Raw genomic sequence first — 17,788 nt, 5'->3', positions numbered from 1 at the left:
AGGGGTTGTCTGTAGTGATTGGATCAGGCGATCTTGACCGAGCCGGGCACGACGAACGCATCGAAGCGTTGCTCGAGTTCCTGCACGAACGGGTCGGCCGCGACCAGGGCCTCGGCCTCGCGCTGGCGCGCCTCGCGCGCCGCTTTCTGTTCGGCGCCGGCGGTGTACCACACCGGGCCGATGTCGGATTCCACGCTCACGCGCAGGTTCGGGAAATGTTCTTGCAGCGCGGCCGCCAGCTTTTCGCTGTTGCCGCTGGCGCGCAGCGTGTCGACCGGCACGCGCAGACGGAACGTCACCGCGTTGTCGCGTGCTTCGCAGGCAACCAGCTCGGTCTGCAGCGCCAGTTGCTGGGCCACGCCGCGCAGCGGCAGGCTGCCGGCCAGCGCCGGCCAGTTGCCGTCCCAGCCGATCTCGGGCACCGGCGTGACCACGTAAGCATGCGGCGCCACGCGCGGCGCACGCACGGCTGCAGCCGGGGCCGGGGCTACTGCGACGGCCGGCGCGGCCTCGGTGGTGACGGTGGCGACGGTGGCGACGGCCGTATCGTCCGAAAACTCGGTGACCCAGGACGGCACATCGTCATCGGGCGGCTGCTGGGCGCGCATCGCCGGCTGCGGCGGCGCGATCGCTTGCGCCTGCGCCGGTGCGATGGACTGGGCGACGGCCTGCTGGCCACCGCCATCCCATGGCGGCGCGGACCGGCTTTGCGGCGCCGCTGGCGCCGCTGGCGCCGCACGCATGGTGACGCCCGCGCCCGCGCCGGGTGCCGCAGGCCGCGGTGGCTGCGGCGGCGGTGCAACATCGGCAGCGGGAGCAGAAGCAGGAGCAGGAGCGGACTCGGGACGCTTGTTGCCACCCGAGCGCATGCCGGAACCGGCGCGCGCTGCTTCCAGCGCTGCATTGATCGCGGCCCGCGCCGACGTCATTGGCGGCGCGCCAGGTGCCGAGGCGCCCGTGGGCGCGGTCGGCATCGGCGGCGGCGGCGGCGCCGGACGTGGTGCCGGTGCCGGGGGCGTCACGGCAGATGGTGCGCTCGCCGGTGCACTCGTCGGCGCGCTCGCCGACGCGGTAGCCGACGCGGTAGCCGATGCAGCCGCGCGCGGCGTCACCGCTGCATGGCTGGCGGCAGCGGCGGCTGCCGCGCGGGCACCGGGCACATTGATCGGTGCGGCGGCAGGCGGGGCCTGGACCTCGGCGCCGCCCTGCCCGGGGCGAAATGCCAGCATGCGCAAGAGCGTCATCGTGAAGCCCGCGTATTCGTCCGGCGCAAGACCGATCTCGTTACGGCCATGCACGGCGATCTGGTAATACAGCTGTACTTCTTGCGGCTCGAACAGGCCGGCCAGACGCATGATGTCAGCCAGCTCGGGCAAATCCTGCGGCACCGCGCCCGGCACCGATTGCGCCAGCGCGACGCGGTGCAGCAGCGTGCCCAGGTCTTGCAGCGCGCCGTTGTACGACAGGCTGCGGCTGGCCATTTCATCGGCCACCGCCATCAGGTCGGCGCCATCCTGCGCAGCGAGCGCATCGAGCAGGCGCACCAGGTACGACTGGTCGAGCGCGCCGAGCATGCCCTGCACCGCTTCCAGCGTGACCTGGCCGGCGGCATACGCGATGGCCTGGTCGGTCAGCGACAGCGCATCGCGCATCGAGCCGTGCGCGCCTTGCGCCAGCAGGCGCAGTGCCGGTTGCTCGAACGTGACGCCTTCTTGCCCCAGGATGTCTTCGAGGTGGCCAACGATATGCCCCGGCGGCATCTGCTTGAGGTTGAACTGCAGGCAGCGCGACAGCACCGTCACCGGGATCTTTTGCGGGTCGGTGGTGGCGAGGATGAACTTGACGTGCGGCGGCGGTTCTTCGAGCGTCTTGAGCATCGAATTGAACGCGTGGTTCGTCAGCATGTGCACCTCATCGATCATATAGACCTTGAAGCGCGCATTGCTTGGCGCGTAGACCGCCTGTTCGAGCAGCTGCGCCATCTCGTCGACGCCGCGGTTGGACGCCGCATCCATCTCGATGTAATCGACGAAGCGGCCAGCATCGATGGCGACACAGGCTTCGCAGACGCCGCAGGGTTGCTCGGTGATGCCGCCCTGCCCGTCCGGGCCGATGCAATTGAGCGACTTGGCCAGGATGCGCGACAGCGTGGTCTTGCCGACCCCGCGGGTACCCGTGAACAGATAGGCATGGTGCAGCCGCCCGGTGCGCAGGGCGTGGCTCAGTGCACGAACGACGTGCTCCTGGCCAACCAGCGTATCGAAATTCTTGGGACGGTATTTGCGGGCGAGGACTTGATAGGACATGCCACGATTTTACCGCAGATGACGCCCGCCGCGGACATTCGGCAGATGCGCTGGCATACAAGACGGCATGCAGTGCTGGCGACAGGCGTGACGGCGCCGTGCTGGCGAACGTGGTGCAAAAAGGGGGGGCAAACAGAAAACCGAAGATGAACGACAGACGCGAACTACAGACGCGAACTACAGACGCGAACTACAGCGAAGAACAACGAAAGAGGCGAGCCTGATCTGCGGCACTTGCGGTGAACGGCTTTGGCTGCTTCGTTCCCGACCTGACCAGGTAAACCATGCCGCAATGCGCAGGGGCCCGCCAGCGCGAATTATACCGCACGCACGCGGTTTAGGGAAATGGCCGGCAACATCGGTTGCCGGCCACTGCCATCAGATCCCCAGCTCTTGCCAGATTGCATCCACGCGCGCCTTCACGTCCGGCGCCATCACGATCGGCGTGCCCCATTCGCGGTTGGTCTCGCCCGGCCATTTATTGGTCGCGTCGATGCCCATCTTGCTGCCCAGGCCACTGATCGGCGACGCAAAGTCCAGGTAATCGATGGGCGTGTTGTCGACCAGCACCGTGTCGCGGGTTGGATCGACGCGCGTCGTGATCGCCCAGATCACTTCTTTCCAGTCACGCACATTGACGTCTTCGTCGACCACCACGATGAACTTGGTATACATGAACTGGCGCAGGAAGCTCCAGACGCCGAACATCACGCGCTTGGCGTGGCCCGCGTACTGCTTCTTCATCTGCACGACCGCCATCCGATAGCTGCAGCCTTCCGGCGGCAGATAGAAGTCAGTGATTTCGGTGAACTGTTTCTGCAGCAACGGGATGAACACTTCATTGAGCGCCACGCCCAGCACGGCCGGCTCATCCGGCGGTTTGCCCGTATAGGTCGAATGGTAGATCGGGTCGCGCCGCATCGTGATCCGGTCAATCGTAAACACCGGGAAACTGTCCTGCTCATTATAGTAGCCAGTGTGGTCGCCATACGGCCCCTCGAGTGCATGCTCGAAACCGGTCGGGTGGTTCGCGTCCGGATAAATATGGCCTTCCAGCACGATCTCGGCGGAGGCCGGCACGCGCAGCTCGCTGCCGATCGCCTTGGTCAGCGTCGTGCGGCTGCCGCGCAGCAAGCCGGCAAACTGGTATTCGGACAGCGAATCGGGCACCGGCGTCACCGCGCCAAGAATGGTGGCCGGATCGGCGCCCAGCGCCACGGCGATCGGGTACGGCTTGCCCGGGTTGGACAGCGCGTGCTCGCGAAAGTCGAGCGCGCCGCCGCGGTGCGCCAGCCAGCGCATGATGACCTTGTTCCGGCCCAGCACCTGCTGGCGGTAGATGCCCAGGTTCTGGCGCTTCTTGTTCGGCCCCTTGGTAATCACCAGGCCCCAGGTAATCAACGGTGCGACGTCACCGGGCCAGCAATGCTGGATCGGCAGGCGGGCCAGGTCGACGTCCTGCCCCTCCCAGACGATCTCCTGGCAGGACGCGCCCTTGACTTCCTTGGGCGCCATGTCCCACACCGCTTTTACCAGCGAACCCATGCCCATGATGTCGGCAAACCCCTTGGGCGGCTCGGGTTCCTTCAGGCGCGCCAGCACGTGGCCGATGCGGCGCAGCTCGCTCACATCGCTCGCGCCCATCCCCAGCGCCACCCGCTTCGGCGTGCCGAACAGATTGGCCAGCACCGGAATCGTGTGCCCGGTCGGCTTGGAAAACAGCAGCGCGGGCCCCTCGGCGCGCAACGTGCGGTCGCACACTTCGGTCATTTCAAGGTGCGTCGAGACGGGAAAATCGACACGTTTGAGTTCACCCATGCGCTCCAATTGGGCCATAAAATCACGCAAATCTGTATATTTCATCAAGTTTTTAAGCTTTTCTTCGGTTGCAGAACATTAGTGAAGCGACGCCGCCAAGTGATTGATTCGACAAGTGTTTCACGCTCATCAGTACACCCTTAATAACTGGAAGTAATATAGAACAGTCGTGCTAGGGTTGACTTGATATAAGCTCGCCCATACAATCCGTCCTACTTGATGAGACGGCGATACCTTTTTTGACACAATTTTAGCTGTTCTCATGCATTCACGGGGTCGGGGCCCCACATGACATTGTAGGAGTGTTTTCAACGGGCGTCTGCCCACTCCCCCGAGACAGTTGTTGAGCCACTGGCACCAGTCCCCATGTTGGACGGCAGCCAGCTGAAGCAAGGCAATGACGGCGTTAGTCGGCCGCGTCGCGGCGACAAACGATTTTCTGATGCACGGTCCAGAGCACCCCCACGTAACGCCTTTGGCGCGACGACGGGCTTCTTTTTGCCGCGACAAGGGGAAATTCGATGTTTCATCGTTTAATCATGAGCGCAAAGTTCATGCATTCCAGGGCCAGCCAGCCCATCACGGTGTCATCCGTGACGAAAACGGCACGCAGTGTGGTACAAACTGCGCGTTCTACCCTGACCGTATTCGGTCTTAGTGCTGTGGCCCTGATGGCCCTGATCTACTCCAACGACAGCGTTGCCAAGCGCGTCTCCGAGATGCTGCATCCGCAACCGGTCGTTGCCACCATGCTGCCGGCAGCACCAGTCGCCACCGTCGTGCCTGCAATGCAGGCCACGGCCCAGACAGTTGCCGTGGAAACGACCCACATGGGTTCGTCGCCCGCCACGCTTGGCAATAGCAAGCAGCAGCAGTACGTGACCAAATGGCTGTCGAAGCGTTACCGCGTCGCCAGCGACGCTGCCAATATGCTGGTCTCGACCGCCTACCTGACGGCGCATGATCTGAAACTCGATCCGCTCCTGATCCTGGCGGTGATGGCCATCGAATCGGGCCTGAACCCGTTTGCCGAAAGCGCGATGGGCGCCAAGGGCCTGATGCAAGTGATGGCCAAGGTGCACCACGACAAGTTCGAGAAAGTCGGCGGCCAGCAGGCAGCCCTGAATCCTGTGGCCAACATCCGTGTCGGCGCCCTGATCCTGAAAGACTACGTCAAGCGTACTGGCTCGGTCGAAGGCGGCCTGAAGACCTATGTGGGCGCTGCCGACATGGACAGCGACCAGGGATACGGCGCGAAGGTCATCAACGAGTACCGCCTGCTGAACCAGGTCGCGAAAGGCCAGAACGTGCCGGCAATGAAGCGTAATACGCCAGCGCCGACGCCGGCACCGGTTGTCGTCAGCAAGCAGCGCGACGGCGAGAGCGCCAAGCCGGATGCCAAGCCAGTGCCGGAAGCAGCCACGGCTGCTACCGCACCGGTGGTTGCCTCGGACGCGTTGGCCGGTCTGTAAATTCAACGGCGCAATTGAAAACCACCGCTGCGACGGTGGTTTTTTTATGTAGGGTGGACGGCATAGCCGCCGACCCTACGAAATGAGACATAAAAAAAGCCACCGGCTCGCGCACGGTGGCTTTTTCGATTGCGCAACCTGTACGATCAGCGGCGCTGATCGCCTGCCGCTTCGTCCGGACGCAGGCGCTGGGCCAGCTTGTCCAGCACGCCATTGACATACTTGTGGCCGTCGATACCGCCAAACGACTTGGTCAGCTCGACTGCTTCGTTGATCACGACGCGGTACGGCACTTCGGGATGGTTCTTCAGCTCGTACGCGCCCAGCAGCAGCACCGCGTGCTCGATCGGCGACAGCTCGGCGATCGAACGGTCGATCAGCGGGGCGATCGACTCGCGCAGCTCGACCGACGTACTGATCGCGCCATTGAGCAGCGCCGAAAAGAAATCACTGTCGGCCTTGTCGAAACCGTGGGCGCTGCGGATATTGGCCGCGACGATGCGCGCCGGCTCATTGTTCAGCAGCCACTGGTACAGACCCTGGAGCGCGAACTCGCGCGCGCGGTGGCGCGGCGTGCGGTTCTTGCTCGGGTTGGCGTGCATATTCTTGTCAGTCATTGTTCTCTTGCCTTTATTGTTATTCGTCCTCTGGCACCAGCTCGTCCAGCGCCATCAGGAGGTTGGCCATTTCGACGGCGACACGTGCGGCGTCGGCGCCTTTTTCGGCCATGCGCGCTTCTGCCTGTGCATCGTTCTCGGTGGTCAGGATCGCATTGGCGACCGGGATGCCGTAATCAAGGCCGATGCGGGTGATGCCCGCGCCCGATTCGTTCGACACCAGCTCGAAGTGATAGGTTTCACCACGGATCACCGCGCCCAGCGCGATCAGCGCGTCGAACTGTTCGGTCACGGCCATGCGCTGCAGCGCCAGTGGCACTTCGAGCGCACCCGGCACGGTCACGTGCAGGATGTCTTCGTCGGCCACGCCCAGGCGTTTGAGCTCAGCCAGGCACGACGACAGCAGGCCGTTGCCCACGGTCTCGTTGAAACGGGCCTGCACGATACCGATGCGCAGGTCTTCGCCCTGCATATTGCTTTCAAAAGTTCCTACCGTCATGACTGACCTCTTGTATTAGTTGGATTGGATGGTTGAGGCGTCGGGACGCGGCACGTAGCCGGTCACTTCCAGGTCGAACCCGGTCATCGACGGCATCTTGCGCGGATTGGCCAGCAGCTGCATCTTGCCCACGCCCAGCGCGCGCAGGATCTGGGCGCCGATGCCGTAGGTGCGCAGGTCCATCGACGCGGCGCGGGCGCCGGCGCGGCTGCCCTTGGCGTCCTGGGGCGCCAGTTGCGCGAACAGTTGTTCGGCCGTCTCGCCGCAATTGAGCAGCACGATCACGCCGGCGTCGCTGGCCTTGATCGTGCGCATCGCCGAAGCCATGTCCCACGAGTGGGTGGTGGCGCGGTTTTCCAGCAGGTCGAGGATCGACACCGGCTGGTGCACGCGCACGAGCGCTTCTTTTTCTGGCGACAGCTCGCCATGCACGAGCGCCAGGTGGGCCGAGCCGCTCGGCGCGTCGCGAAACGCCACCAGCTTGAACTCGCCCGCCTCGGTCGACAGCGCGCGTTCGGCAATGCGCTCGACCAGGCATTCGTTCTGGCTGCGGTAATGGATCAGGTCGGCGATGGTGCCGATCTTGAGATCGTGCTCTTTGGCGAACTCGATCAGGTCGGGCAGGCGCGCCATCGTGCCGTCTTCCTTGATGATCTCGCAGATCACCGAGGCGGGCGACAGGCCCGCCATCTGCGTCAGGTCGCAACCTGCTTCGGTATGACCGGCACGCATCAGGACGCCGCCCTTCTGGGCACGCAGCGGGAAGATGTGGCCCGGCTGGACCAGATCGTCCGGCACGGTGCCCTTGTTGACGGCGACCTGGATGGTGCGCGCGCGGTCGGCCGCCGAGATGCCCGTGGTCACGCCCTCGGCCGCTTCGATCGACACGGTGAAATTGGTGCCGAACGAGGTGCCGTTTTTCGACGTCATCATCGGCAGGGCCAACTCGTCGCAGCGTTCTTCGGTCAGGGTCAGGCAGACCAGACCACGGGCGTGGCGGATCATGAAATTGATCGCCTCGGGGGTGACGAAATCGGCTGCAAGCACGAGGTCGCCTTCGTTTTCGCGATCTTCTTCGTCAACCAGAATAACCATGCGGCCAGCGCGCAGTTCGGCGACGATTTCCTCGGTGCTGGAAATGGACATACAGATTCCTTGAAACAGGGGTTTTGCGTAATCCGCTATTTTAAAGGATTTACCGACACCCAACTGCATTCCCGATGGCCGGAGGGCCAAATTGCCAGCACGGCGCGCCCGTGTCGTCAACCATGCGTTGCCAATAGACAACCACAGGTGACCGCGTGTCGGTTAATTGTTAAGCTAGTCCATTCGCTTAGCATGCCCGTGGCACGACTGCAACCAACTGGATTATGATTAACACATTATTGCCGTATTTACCCATCCACAGCGGCAGTCTTTTTGACGGAGTTGCCATGCCGGTTGTCCATCCCGATCGCTCCCAGCGCGCGAACGCCAACCGCAGGCACGACTGATGGCGACCATCCTGATCGTCGACGACCGGCCTAGCAACCGCAGTTATCTGAGCGCCCTGCTTGGCCTGTCCGGGTACCGCATCCTCGAAGCCGAAAACGGCGTCTGCGCGCTGGCCATCACGCGCACCGAACGACCTGACCTGATCATCACCGACATCCTGATGCCGACGATGGACGGCTACGAGTTCGTCCAGCAGCTGCGCGCCGAACCGGCGCTGGAAACCACGCGCGTCATCTTCTTCTCGGCCGTCTACTCCGAGCGCGAAACGCTGGCAATGGCGGCCAGGTGCGGCGTGACCACGGTACTGGGCAAGCCGGCCGACCCGCACCGGATTCTCGAAGCCGTCGAGGCCGAACTGGGCGTGGCCGGCGGCGCACCGGTGCCCGGCCCCACCGCACAAGAACACGAACGCGCGTTGCCGTTCGACCTGGGCGCGCGCCTGGGCGAACTCGAACGCATGTGCATGATGCTCGTCGGCGAACGCCGGGTCGAGGCGCTGGCCGCAGCATTCGTCGACGCCGTGCGCCGCGTGCTCGATGCCGACTGCGTCGCGCTGTGCCTGCTGGGCAGCTCGGAAAGCACTGTGCGCCACCTGGGCACCTATGGTGTCGACGCCGCACTGCTGCTGCCATCGGCACTGGACGAACACGACCTGCCCGGCGTGCTGCTGCGCGCCCGCGCCCCGCTGCGGCTTGACGCAGACGATGCGCTGCTGGCCACGCTGCCCGCCGGCCATCCGCGCGTCGTGCATCTGCTGGGGCTGCAGGTGCACGACCTGCAGCATCCGCTCGGCTGGCTGTATTGCACGCGCGCCGACGGCGCTGCGCCGTTCTCGGACGAAGAAGAGCGCTGGGCCACGGCGCTGGCGGCGCAACTGGCGGTCGCGTACGAGAACCTGAACCTGTATGAAGTGGTGCAGCACCACGCGGCGCAGCTGCAGCTCGAAGCCATCGCGCGCGCCGATGCCGACGCCGCCCTGCGCGACAGCGAACACCGGCTGGAACTGGCGCGCCAGGTGTTCGACAGCACGCAGGAAGCCATCCTGATGACCGACGCCGACGCCAATATCGTCGCCGCCAATCCGGCTTTCGAAACCATCACCGGCTATCTCGAAGCCGACGTCATGGGCACCAACCCGCGCTTCATGCGCTCGGGCCGGCACGACGCCGCGTTCTACGCCAGCATGTGGAACTGCCTCGAAAAAGACGGCCAGTGGCGCGGCGAAATCTGGAACCGCCGCAAGAACGGCGAAATCTACCCGGCCAGCATGAGCATCAGCGCGGTGCGCGACGATGCCGGCAACCTGACGGCGTATGTGTCGGTCTCGACCGACCTGTCGGCGCTGAAGGCGGCCCACCACCAGCTCGATTTCCTGTCGAACCACGACGTGTTGACGCAACTGCCGAACCGCTCGCTGTTCAACGACCGCGTCGGCCAGGCGCTGGCCGCGGCGCGCCAGGATGCCAGCCAGGTCGCCGTGCTGCTGTTCAACGTCGACCGGCTCTCGCGCATCAACGACAGCCTCGGGCACGCCGCCGGCGACACCGTGCTGCGCGAAGTCGCGCGCCGCGTCAGTGTGCTGGCCGGCCCGACCGATACGGTGGCGCGCCTGTCGGGCGATGAATTCGTGCTCTTGATGACCGACTTCGACGACACCGACGACGTCATCTACTGCGCGCAGAAACTGATCGACGCGGTCGCCGAGCCGCATGGCGTGGGCGGCCACGACCTGGTGGTCACCGGCAGCGTGGGCATCAGCATTTACCCACGTGATGGCGACGCGCCGGGCGACCTGCTCAAGGCGGCCGATGCGGCGCTCACGCACGTCAAGGAATCGGGACGCAATGGCTTTCGCTTCTTCAAGGGCGAGATGAACGCCGAGGCGCTGCGCTGGCTGGCGCTCGAGACGCGCCTGCGGCGCGCAATCGAACGCAACGAGCTGGCACTGCACTACCAGCCGCAGGTTTCGCGCCTGGATGGCACGCTGGTCGGCATGGAAGCCCTGCTGCGCTGGCACAGCACCGAGATCGGCAACGTCTCGCCGGCCGACTTCATCCCGCTGGCCGAAGACACGGGCCTGATCCATCCAATCGGCGAATGGGTCGTGCGCCAGGCGTGCTTCCAGAACAAGGCCTGGCAGGATGCGGGCCTGGCGCCGGTGCGCGTGGCGGTCAATGTATCGGCCCACCAGTTCAAGGCCGGCGCCGTCGTCTCGGTGGTGCGCGCCGCGCTGCATGACAGCGGTCTGGCGCCGCGCTGGCTCGAAGTCGAACTGACCGAAAGCGTGATGCTGGGCGACAGCAGCGCGGCCGAGGCCCAGATGGCCGAACTGCGCGAGCTGGGCGTGTCGCTCTCGCTCGACGACTTCGGCACCGGTTACTCATCGCTGGGCTACCTGTCGCGCTTCCCGCTCGACAAGCTCAAGATCGACCAGACGTTCGTGCGCAACATCACCAGCGAGCAGCGCAGCGCGGCGATCGCCCAGGCCACCATCGCGCTGGCCAAGGGCCTGTCCCTGGCGGTGGTGGCCGAAGGCGTCGAGACGATCGGCCAGAGCGATTTTCTCGGTTCGCTCGGTTGCGACGTGATGCAGGGATATCTGTACGGGCGGCCCATCCCGGCGTCCGAGATGGCCGGCTTGCTGGCGCTGGGCGGCGTGAAACTGTAAGTGCTCCTGCAACGCCGCATCCCCTGGTGCGGCGTTCGTTAGCGCAGCCTTAAGCCCAGCCGTGCACGGATGGGCGCCCTGTAAAATGCACGGATCAAGTCACCGGGAACACCCAATGAGCAACAAATTTGTACGCGGCGCATGGCTGGCCGTGGCGGTGTGCGTGTCCTCGCTGGCGCACAGTGCGCCGCAGGTCAGTGCGCCAACGGCAGCCGTCTCGAAAATGGATGCGCTGCAGCTCGATGCCGCGATCCCGGTCGGCCCGCAAGTCAAGGTCGGCAAGCTGGCCAATGGCCTGACCTACTACATCCAGCGCAATGCGCGCCCCGAACGCAAGCTCGAACTGCGCCTGGTCGTCAAGGCCGGCTCGATCCTCGAAGACGACGACCAGCGCGGCCTCGCACACTTCGTCGAGCACATGGCGTTCAATGGCTCCACCCATTTCCGCAAGCACGAGCTGGTGTCGTACCTGCAATCGATCGGCGTGGGCTTTGGCGCCGACCTGAATGCCTATACGTCGTTCGACGAAACCGTCTACATCCTCCCGATCCCGACCGACCAACCACAAAATGTTACCAAGGCCTTCCAGGTGCTGGAAGACTGGGCCCATGGCGTGAGCTTCGATAGCGACGCCATCGACAAGGAGCGCGGCATCATCCTCGAAGAAGCGCGCCTGGGCAAAGGCGCGGCCGACCGCATGGGCAAGCAGATCTATCCGCGCCTGTTCAACGGCTCGCGCTACGCCGAGCGCCTGCCGATCGGCCGCGAAGACGTGCTGCGCAATTTCAAGCCCGAGACGCTCAAGCGCTTCTACAAGGATTGGTACCGGCCCGACCTGATGGCGGTTGTCGTCGTCGGCGACATCGATCCGGCGCAGGCCGAAAAGCTCGTCAAGCAGCACTTCACGCGCCTGAAGAATCCAGCCGCACCGCGCCCGCGCGAGTACGCCGCAATTCCCGCGCGCGCCGACACCGAGGCGCTGGTCGTGACCGACCCCGAAGCCGACGGTAATGCGGTGCTGATCCGCTATCCGGTGCAGCCGGTGCGCGACCTGGGCACCGTGCGCGCCTACCGCGAAGAGCTGGTGCAGGGTCTGTTCGCGTCGATGCTCAGCGCGCGCCTGGCTGAAATCTCGCAATTGCCCGATGCGCCGTGGCTGGGCGCCAGCAGCTCGCTGGGCAAGCTGACCCCGCGCTACCGCGCCTACAATGCGTCGGCCGCCATCGGCCCGCGCGGCGCGCAGCCTGCCATCGCGGCGCTGGTCCAGGAAAACGAACGCGCGCGCCAGCACGGCTTCGGCGTGCAGGAAATCGAGCGTGCCAAGAAAAACCTGATGCGCACCTACGAACAGGCCTGGAACGAGCGCGCCAAGAGCGATTCGGGCACCTACGCCGCCGAATACATCCGCAACTTCCTGCAGGACGAAGCCATCCCCGGCATCGAGACCGAGTACCGCTACGTGCAGAACCTGGTACCCGGCATCACGCAGGCCGAGATGAACGCGTACGCGCGCAGCACGATCCCGCAAGACTCGGGCAAGCTGGTGCTGTACACGGGCGTGGCCAAATCCGATACGCCCACCGGCCCGCAATTGCTGGCCGCGGTCAGCGACGCCGCGCGCCAGCCGGTCGCGCCGTATGACGAGAAATTGCTGGCGGCGCGCCTGATGGAGCGGCCGGCGCAACCCGGCACGATCACGCATGAAGAGCACGACAAGGCGCTGGGCCTGACGCGCCTCACGCTCTCCAACGGCGTGAAGGTGATTCTGAAACCCACCGATTTCCTGAACGACCAGGTGGTGCTGAGCGCAGCGCGCCCGGGCGGGCAAAGCCTGTTCCCCGACCAGGACATCCTCAACGCGCGCTTTTCCAACGCGATCGTGGCCAGCATGGGCGTGAAGGATTTCACGCCGCTCGACATGCGCAAGATTTTGGCCGGCAAGGCGGCCGGCGTGACCGTGGGCCTGGGCAGCTACACCGACGTCATCGCTGGCGCCTCGGGCGCGACCGACATCGAAACGATGCTGCAACTGTTGTGGCTGAAGTTCGCCGGCGTGCGCCGCGACGAAGACCTGTTCCACGCATATATCGACAAGCAGGCCGAGATCGCGCGCAATGCCAGCGGCCAGCCGGGCCGGCGCTTCGGCGACGCCGTGGTGTCGGCACTGTTTGGCAATCACCCGCGCGCACCACGCTCGCTCGAGGCCGACGAATATGCCAAGATCGACCTCGATCGCAGCATCGCCATCTTCCGCCAGCGCTTCTCGAGCGCAAAGGACATGACGTTCATCCTGGTCGGCAGCTTCGACGACAAGGCGATCCGCCCGCTGTTGACGAGCTATCTGGGCACGCTGCCGACGCCTGCGGTGCCGGTGGCGTTTCGCGACGTGGGCCTGCGTCCGGTAACTGGCGTGGTCAAGCGCGAGGTGCGCAGCGGTACTGAACCGAAGAGCACGATCTCGATCAACTTCACGGGCCCGGCCGAGTTTTCCGAAGCCGAGCAGCTGCGCCTGTCGGCGCTGATCGAGGTCACCAATCTGCGCATCATCGAGGTGCTGCGCGAAAAGATGGCGATGATCTACGGCGGCGGCGCCAGCGGCGCGCTCAGCAAGATCCCGTACGGAAACTACTCGATCGGCATCAACCTGCCAACCGGGCCGGAAAACGTCGACAAGGTCGTGGCCGCGACGTTTGCCGAGATCAAGCGCCTGCAGGAGAACGGACCGGATGCTGCCGAGCTGGAGAAAGTGAAATCCGGCTGGATCCAGAACCACCGCCGCTCGCTGCGCGAAAATGGCTACTGGGTAGCGAACCTGCAATCGAGCCTGACCGAAGGCACCGATCCGGCCTCGATCCTGAAGGTCGAGCAGCAGGTCGGCGCGCTGACGGCGCAGGACGTGCAGGCCGCGGCGCGGCGTTACTTCGACACCAAGAATTACGTACAGGTGGTGCTCAATCCGGAGCTGGTAACCAAGGCCGCGAACGTGGCCAAGGCGCCGGCCACGGGCCAACCGGACGTGCCGGCAACGCCCGGCACCTGATGCCAGTCCGCCCCGCCGGTCGCTTGGTGGCGGGCTTCGTCTATACTGTGCCTGCCCGCTGCGCTGCAGCGGACCTCAGCCCACGTACAGATCAACGCCGGCGCCCGGCAGCATCGGCGCTCTACTGGTGAAAGACCATGCGCATTTCCGATAACCCGGTTCACCTGGCCGGCAAGCCCCTCACCCAGGCGTGCCATGCCTGCGCCTTCTTTCATACCGACGAAGAAAAATACCGCGTACTGCTGCCGTTCATCCTGGAAGGCGTCGAACGCGGCGATCTGGCTGCCCATATCGTCAACCCGGCGCAGCGCGCCGCGCACCTGACCCGGATGGCGCAAGCGGGCGTGGACATCGATGCCGCCCAGGCGCAAGGGCAGCTTGATGTGCGCACCTGGGACGAAACTTATCTGCAGGATGGCAAGTTCGACCAGCAGCGCATGATCGCCACGCTGCTGGCGCTGATTGCGCCGGCCAATGCACCACCCGGAACAATCTCGCGCAATATCGCCGACATGGCCTGGTCGCCCGGCGCCCGCTCCGAGGCCTACGAGATTGTCGAATACGAGGCGCGCCTGAACCAGGCACTTCCCGAATACCATCATCCGATCGTGTGCACGTATGACCTGACGCATTTCAGCGCCGACCTGGTGATCGACATCCTGCGCACCCACCCGATGGTGATCATCGGCGGCATCCTGCAAGAAAATCCGTTCTTCGTCCCGCCGGCGGAGATGATCAAAGAACTCGACGCGCGTCGCCTGGCAGGCGCCACGCCGGCCAGCGCTGCCCGGTAGACAGGCGCACCGGCATGCATTCACCCGACGAGTACCGCGCCGAGATCGACCGCCTGCGCAAGACCACGCGCGACCTGGTGGCCATGACCACCCTGCCAGCCGTCTGGGGCGACCTGCCGCCGGAAGGCGTGATCGACAGCCTGGCCGGCGTGCTGCTTCGCACCCTGGACCTGGACCTGGTCGCTATCCACCTCCCGGGCAAGGGCGAGATCGAGCCACTCGAAATCATTCGCCTGCGGCGCGACGACACGGGCAGCATGCTGCCCGCCGCACGCGCGGCGCTCGACGCCGCCATGCAGCCGGCCGATCTGCATGGCATGCGTCCCGTCACGCTGCACGACGACGCGCCGCTGCAGTTCAGCAGCGCCCGCTTCGGCATCGGCAGCGAGCTTGGCGTCGTGCTCATCGGCGCGCGGCGCGCCGGCTTTCCGTCCGAACACGAGCGCCTGCTGCTGGGCGTGGCTGCGAATCAGGCCGCTGCCATCCTGCAGCGCCGCCTGGCCGAACGCGCGCTGGCGCGCAGCGAGTCGCGCTTCCTGGACCTGGCCGACGCCGCGCCGGCCATGCTGTGGGTCACCGAGCCCGATGGCAAGCTCTCGTTCCTGTCACGCGCCTGGCACGAATTCACGGCCCAGGACAGGGGCACGAGCCTGGCGTTCGGCTGGACGGCGGCGGTGCATCCGGATGAGCGCGACGCAGCGCTGCACGCGGTCGTCGATGCCAATGCACGCCGCGTGCCATTCAGCATGGAGCATCGGCTGCGGCATGTCGTCGATGGGTACCGCTGGGTGATCGCGACCGGACAGCCGCGCTTTGCGGCGAACGGCGACTTCCTGGGTTTTGTCGGCAACGTGCTCGACATCAGCGACCGCAAGCGAACCGAACAGGCGCTGCACGAAACGCGCGACACGCTCGTGACGATGTTCGACGCCCTGCCGGTCGGCGTGGCCGTGGCTGGTCAGGACGGCAAGCTGTTGCTGTCGAACCAGGCCATGCATCGCTACCTGCCCACCGGCGTGCTGCCGTCGCTGGACGAAGAGCGCTATATGCGCTGGACCGCGTTCGATGCCGACGGCAAGCCCCTCGAGCGGCGTGATTTCGCCGGTGCGCGCGCGTCACGCGGCGAGCGCGTCGTGCCGGGCATCGAAGCGCGCTACCTGGGCGACGACGGCGTCGAGATCTGGACGCAGGTAGCCGCCGTGCCGCTCAAGGGTCGCGACGATGTGATGCGCGGCCATGTCGCGATCGTCACCGACATCGATGCCTTCAAACGTACCGAGGCAGCGCTGCGCCTGGCCGAGGCCAAACAGCGCGACCTGTTCGACGAAGTGGCCAGGGCGAACCGCAACCTGAGCGAATTTTTGGCCGTGCTGGCGCATGAATTGCGCAATCCGCTGGCACCGCTGCTGACGGGCCTGGAACTGATGCGTATTGGGGCCAGCGGGGCCAGCGGGGCCAGCGGTGCCGGTGATGCCGCCGCCGCCAACGTCCGGGGGATGATGGAGCGCCAGGTGCGGCAACTGGCGCACCTGATCGACGACCTGCTCGACATCGCGCGTGTCACCAATGGCAAGGTAGAGATTCGAAAAACCCGCGTCGACCTCAACGCGATCGTGGCCGACGCGGTCGAGACAAGCCTGCCGCTGATCGACCAGAAGCAGCACGTACTCGACCTGCAACTGCACGCTGCACCGCTGCCGGTCCAGGCCGACGCCACCCGCATCGCGCAGGTGGTCGGCAACCTGTTGACCAATGCGGCCAAGTACACGCCCCCGGGCGGCGCGATTTCGCTGCGCGTGACGCAGGATGGCGCCGACGCCGTCATCACCGTGACCGACAACGGCGTCGGCATTCCGGCCGCGTCGCTGGAATCGGTGTTCGAGATGTTCAGTCAGGTGGGCAGCAACCGCCAGCACGCGCAAGGCGGCCTGGGCATCGGCCTGTCGCTGGTACGCCAGCTGATTGGCCTGCACGACGGCGCGGTCAGCGCGCACAGCGACGGCATCGGCAAGGGCAGCACCTTCGTGGTCAGGCTCGCGCTGGATGGAGCGACAGCGGCGCCGGCGGCGGCCGACGAGCCAGCTGGACAGGGCACCCCGGCAGCGCCAGCATTGCGCATTCTCGTCACGGACGACAATGTCGATGCGGCGGTGACGCTGTCAATGCTGCTCGAGATGGAAGGTCACGACGTCACGGTGGCCCATGACGGGCAGCAGGCGTTGCAGGTCGCGGCGCAATGCCTGCCTGACGTGGTGTTTCTGGATATCGGTCTGCCCGACATGTCGGGCCACGAGGTGGCGCGCCGCCTGCGCCAGATCGCCGGGCTCGAGCGCTGCGCCATCGTCGCGGTATCGGGCTGGGGCGCGCAGGACGACCTGGCGCGCTCGCGCGCCGCCGGCTTTGATGCGCACTTCACCAAGCCGGTGGACTCGAGTCGGGTACTCGATTACCTGGCGGTGGTCGCTGCGAGCATGCGCTCGACGTAGCGCGCGATCAGGTCGATCTCGAGATTGACACGCGAGCCGGCCGCCAGGTGGCGCAGCGTGGTGACCTCGATCGTGTGCGGAATCAGGTTGATCGAGAAGCGGCAGACTTTCTGGCCGCCCTCTTCCAGGTCGTGTACCCGGTTGACGGTGAGCGACACGCCATTGACGACGATCGACCCTTTATAGGCCAGGAACTTGCCCAGCTCGTGCGGCGCATCGATGATCAGTTCGCGCGATTCGCCGACCGGCTCGAAGCTGTGCACGACACCCAGGCCATCGACGTGGCCCGATACCAGGTGGCCACCCAGACGCTCGGCCAGCGTCAAGGCTTTCTCGAGGTTGACTTCACCGGGCGCGTCCAGGCCCACGGTCTTGTTCAGGCTTTCGCGCGAGACGTCTACCGTGAACCCGGTGGCGCTCTTTTCGGTGACGGTCATGCAGGCGCCGTTGATGGCGATCGAGTCGCCCAGGCCCACGTCGGCCAGCGGCAACGGGCCGGCATCGATGGCGAGACGCACGCCGGCGTCCAGGCCGCCGGCCAGCGGCGCGACGGAAGTGATGGTGCCGACAGCGGCGACGATTCCAGTAAACATA

The 17,788-nt window shown here is 65.4% G+C and carries 11 protein-coding genes and 1 other RNA gene; 5 read left to right on the top strand and 7 right to left on the bottom strand.

Translation table 11 applies throughout. The features are described 5' to 3' along the window. Window positions 1-23: 23 nt before the first annotated feature. The 3 genes from AC56LH_RS04500 to ubiD all read right to left on the bottom strand — a co-directional run bounded on the left by AC56LH_RS04500 (window position 24) and on the right by ubiD (window position 4,169). Window positions 24-2,306, bottom strand: a complete 2,283-nt coding sequence (locus AC56LH_RS04500; protein ID WP_499644384.1) for a DNA polymerase III subunit gamma/tau — start codon at window positions 2,304-2,306, stop codon at window positions 24-26. A 210-nt stretch (window positions 2,307-2,516) separates the two neighbouring features. Further along, window positions 2,517-2,615: signal recognition particle sRNA small type (gene ffs / locus AC56LH_RS04495), an RNA gene on the bottom strand. Window positions 2,616-2,684: 69 nt separating this feature from the next. Then, a complete protein-coding gene (ubiD, locus tag AC56LH_RS04490; protein WP_258836015.1) occupies window positions 2,685-4,169 on the bottom strand; it encodes a 4-hydroxy-3-polyprenylbenzoate decarboxylase in 1,485 nt (494 codons plus the stop codon). A 623-nt stretch (window positions 4,170-4,792) separates the two neighbouring features. Here ubiD and AC56LH_RS04485 point away from each other — a divergent pair. Then, the gene (locus tag AC56LH_RS04485) at window positions 4,793-5,596 is read left to right on the top strand and encodes a transglycosylase SLT domain-containing protein (protein WP_499648391.1); all 804 of its coding nucleotides are present in this window, start codon (window positions 4,793-4,795) and stop codon (window positions 5,594-5,596) included. A 146-nt stretch (window positions 5,597-5,742) separates the two neighbouring features. Here AC56LH_RS04485 and nusB read toward each other — a convergent pair whose 3' ends face one another. Genes nusB through ribBA form a run of 3 tightly spaced genes read right to left on the bottom strand, consistent with a single transcriptional unit; the run spans window position 5,743 to window position 7,858 of the window. Further along, on the bottom strand, window positions 5,743-6,213 hold the full coding sequence (gene nusB / locus AC56LH_RS04480) for a transcription antitermination factor NusB (RefSeq protein ID WP_332529834.1): 471 nt from the start codon (window positions 6,211-6,213) through the stop codon (window positions 5,743-5,745). Between the two features lie 19 nt (window positions 6,214-6,232). Then, window positions 6,233-6,712, bottom strand: a complete 480-nt coding sequence (ribH, locus tag AC56LH_RS04475) for a 6,7-dimethyl-8-ribityllumazine synthase (RefSeq protein WP_499644382.1) — start codon at window positions 6,710-6,712, stop codon at window positions 6,233-6,235. Between the two features lie 15 nt (window positions 6,713-6,727). After that, window positions 6,728-7,858, bottom strand: a complete 1,131-nt coding sequence (gene ribBA, locus AC56LH_RS04470; protein WP_499644380.1) for a bifunctional 3,4-dihydroxy-2-butanone-4-phosphate synthase/GTP cyclohydrolase II — start codon at window positions 7,856-7,858, stop codon at window positions 6,728-6,730. 346 nt (window positions 7,859-8,204) lie between these two features. On the opposite strand from ribBA, the gene AC56LH_RS04465 reads away from it, so the two are divergent. From AC56LH_RS04465 to AC56LH_RS04450, 4 genes are all read left to right on the top strand, one after another. After that, window positions 8,205-10,874, top strand: coding sequence for a two-component system response regulator (locus tag AC56LH_RS04465; RefSeq protein WP_499644379.1), 2,670 nt, complete (start codon window positions 8,205-8,207; stop codon window positions 10,872-10,874). Window positions 10,875-10,989: 115 nt separating this feature from the next. Further along, the gene (locus tag AC56LH_RS04460; RefSeq protein WP_499644377.1) at window positions 10,990-13,914 is read left to right on the top strand and encodes a M16 family metallopeptidase; all 2,925 of its coding nucleotides are present in this window, start codon (window positions 10,990-10,992) and stop codon (window positions 13,912-13,914) included. Between the two features lie 137 nt (window positions 13,915-14,051). Further along, on the top strand, window positions 14,052-14,708 hold the full coding sequence (locus tag AC56LH_RS04455) for an MEDS domain-containing protein (RefSeq protein WP_499644375.1): 657 nt from the start codon (window positions 14,052-14,054) through the stop codon (window positions 14,706-14,708). Window positions 14,709-14,722: 14 nt separating this feature from the next. Beyond that, a complete protein-coding gene (locus AC56LH_RS04450) occupies window positions 14,723-17,194 on the top strand; it encodes a hybrid sensor histidine kinase/response regulator (protein WP_499644373.1) in 2,472 nt (823 codons plus the stop codon). Here the strand turns inward: AC56LH_RS04450 and AC56LH_RS04445 are convergent. Beyond that, a complete protein-coding gene (locus tag AC56LH_RS04445; RefSeq protein WP_183550533.1) occupies window positions 17,155-17,787 on the bottom strand; it encodes a riboflavin synthase in 633 nt (210 codons plus the stop codon). The two genes, AC56LH_RS04450 and AC56LH_RS04445, sit on opposite strands and share 40 nt — an antisense overlap. Window position 17,788: the final 1 nt, after the last annotated feature.

Source organism: Telluria sp. LT1R51-2, from assembly GCF_059685775.1.
Note: the sequence above shows the minus strand (reverse complement) of the source record. Positions and strands in the feature narration are given on the sequence as shown.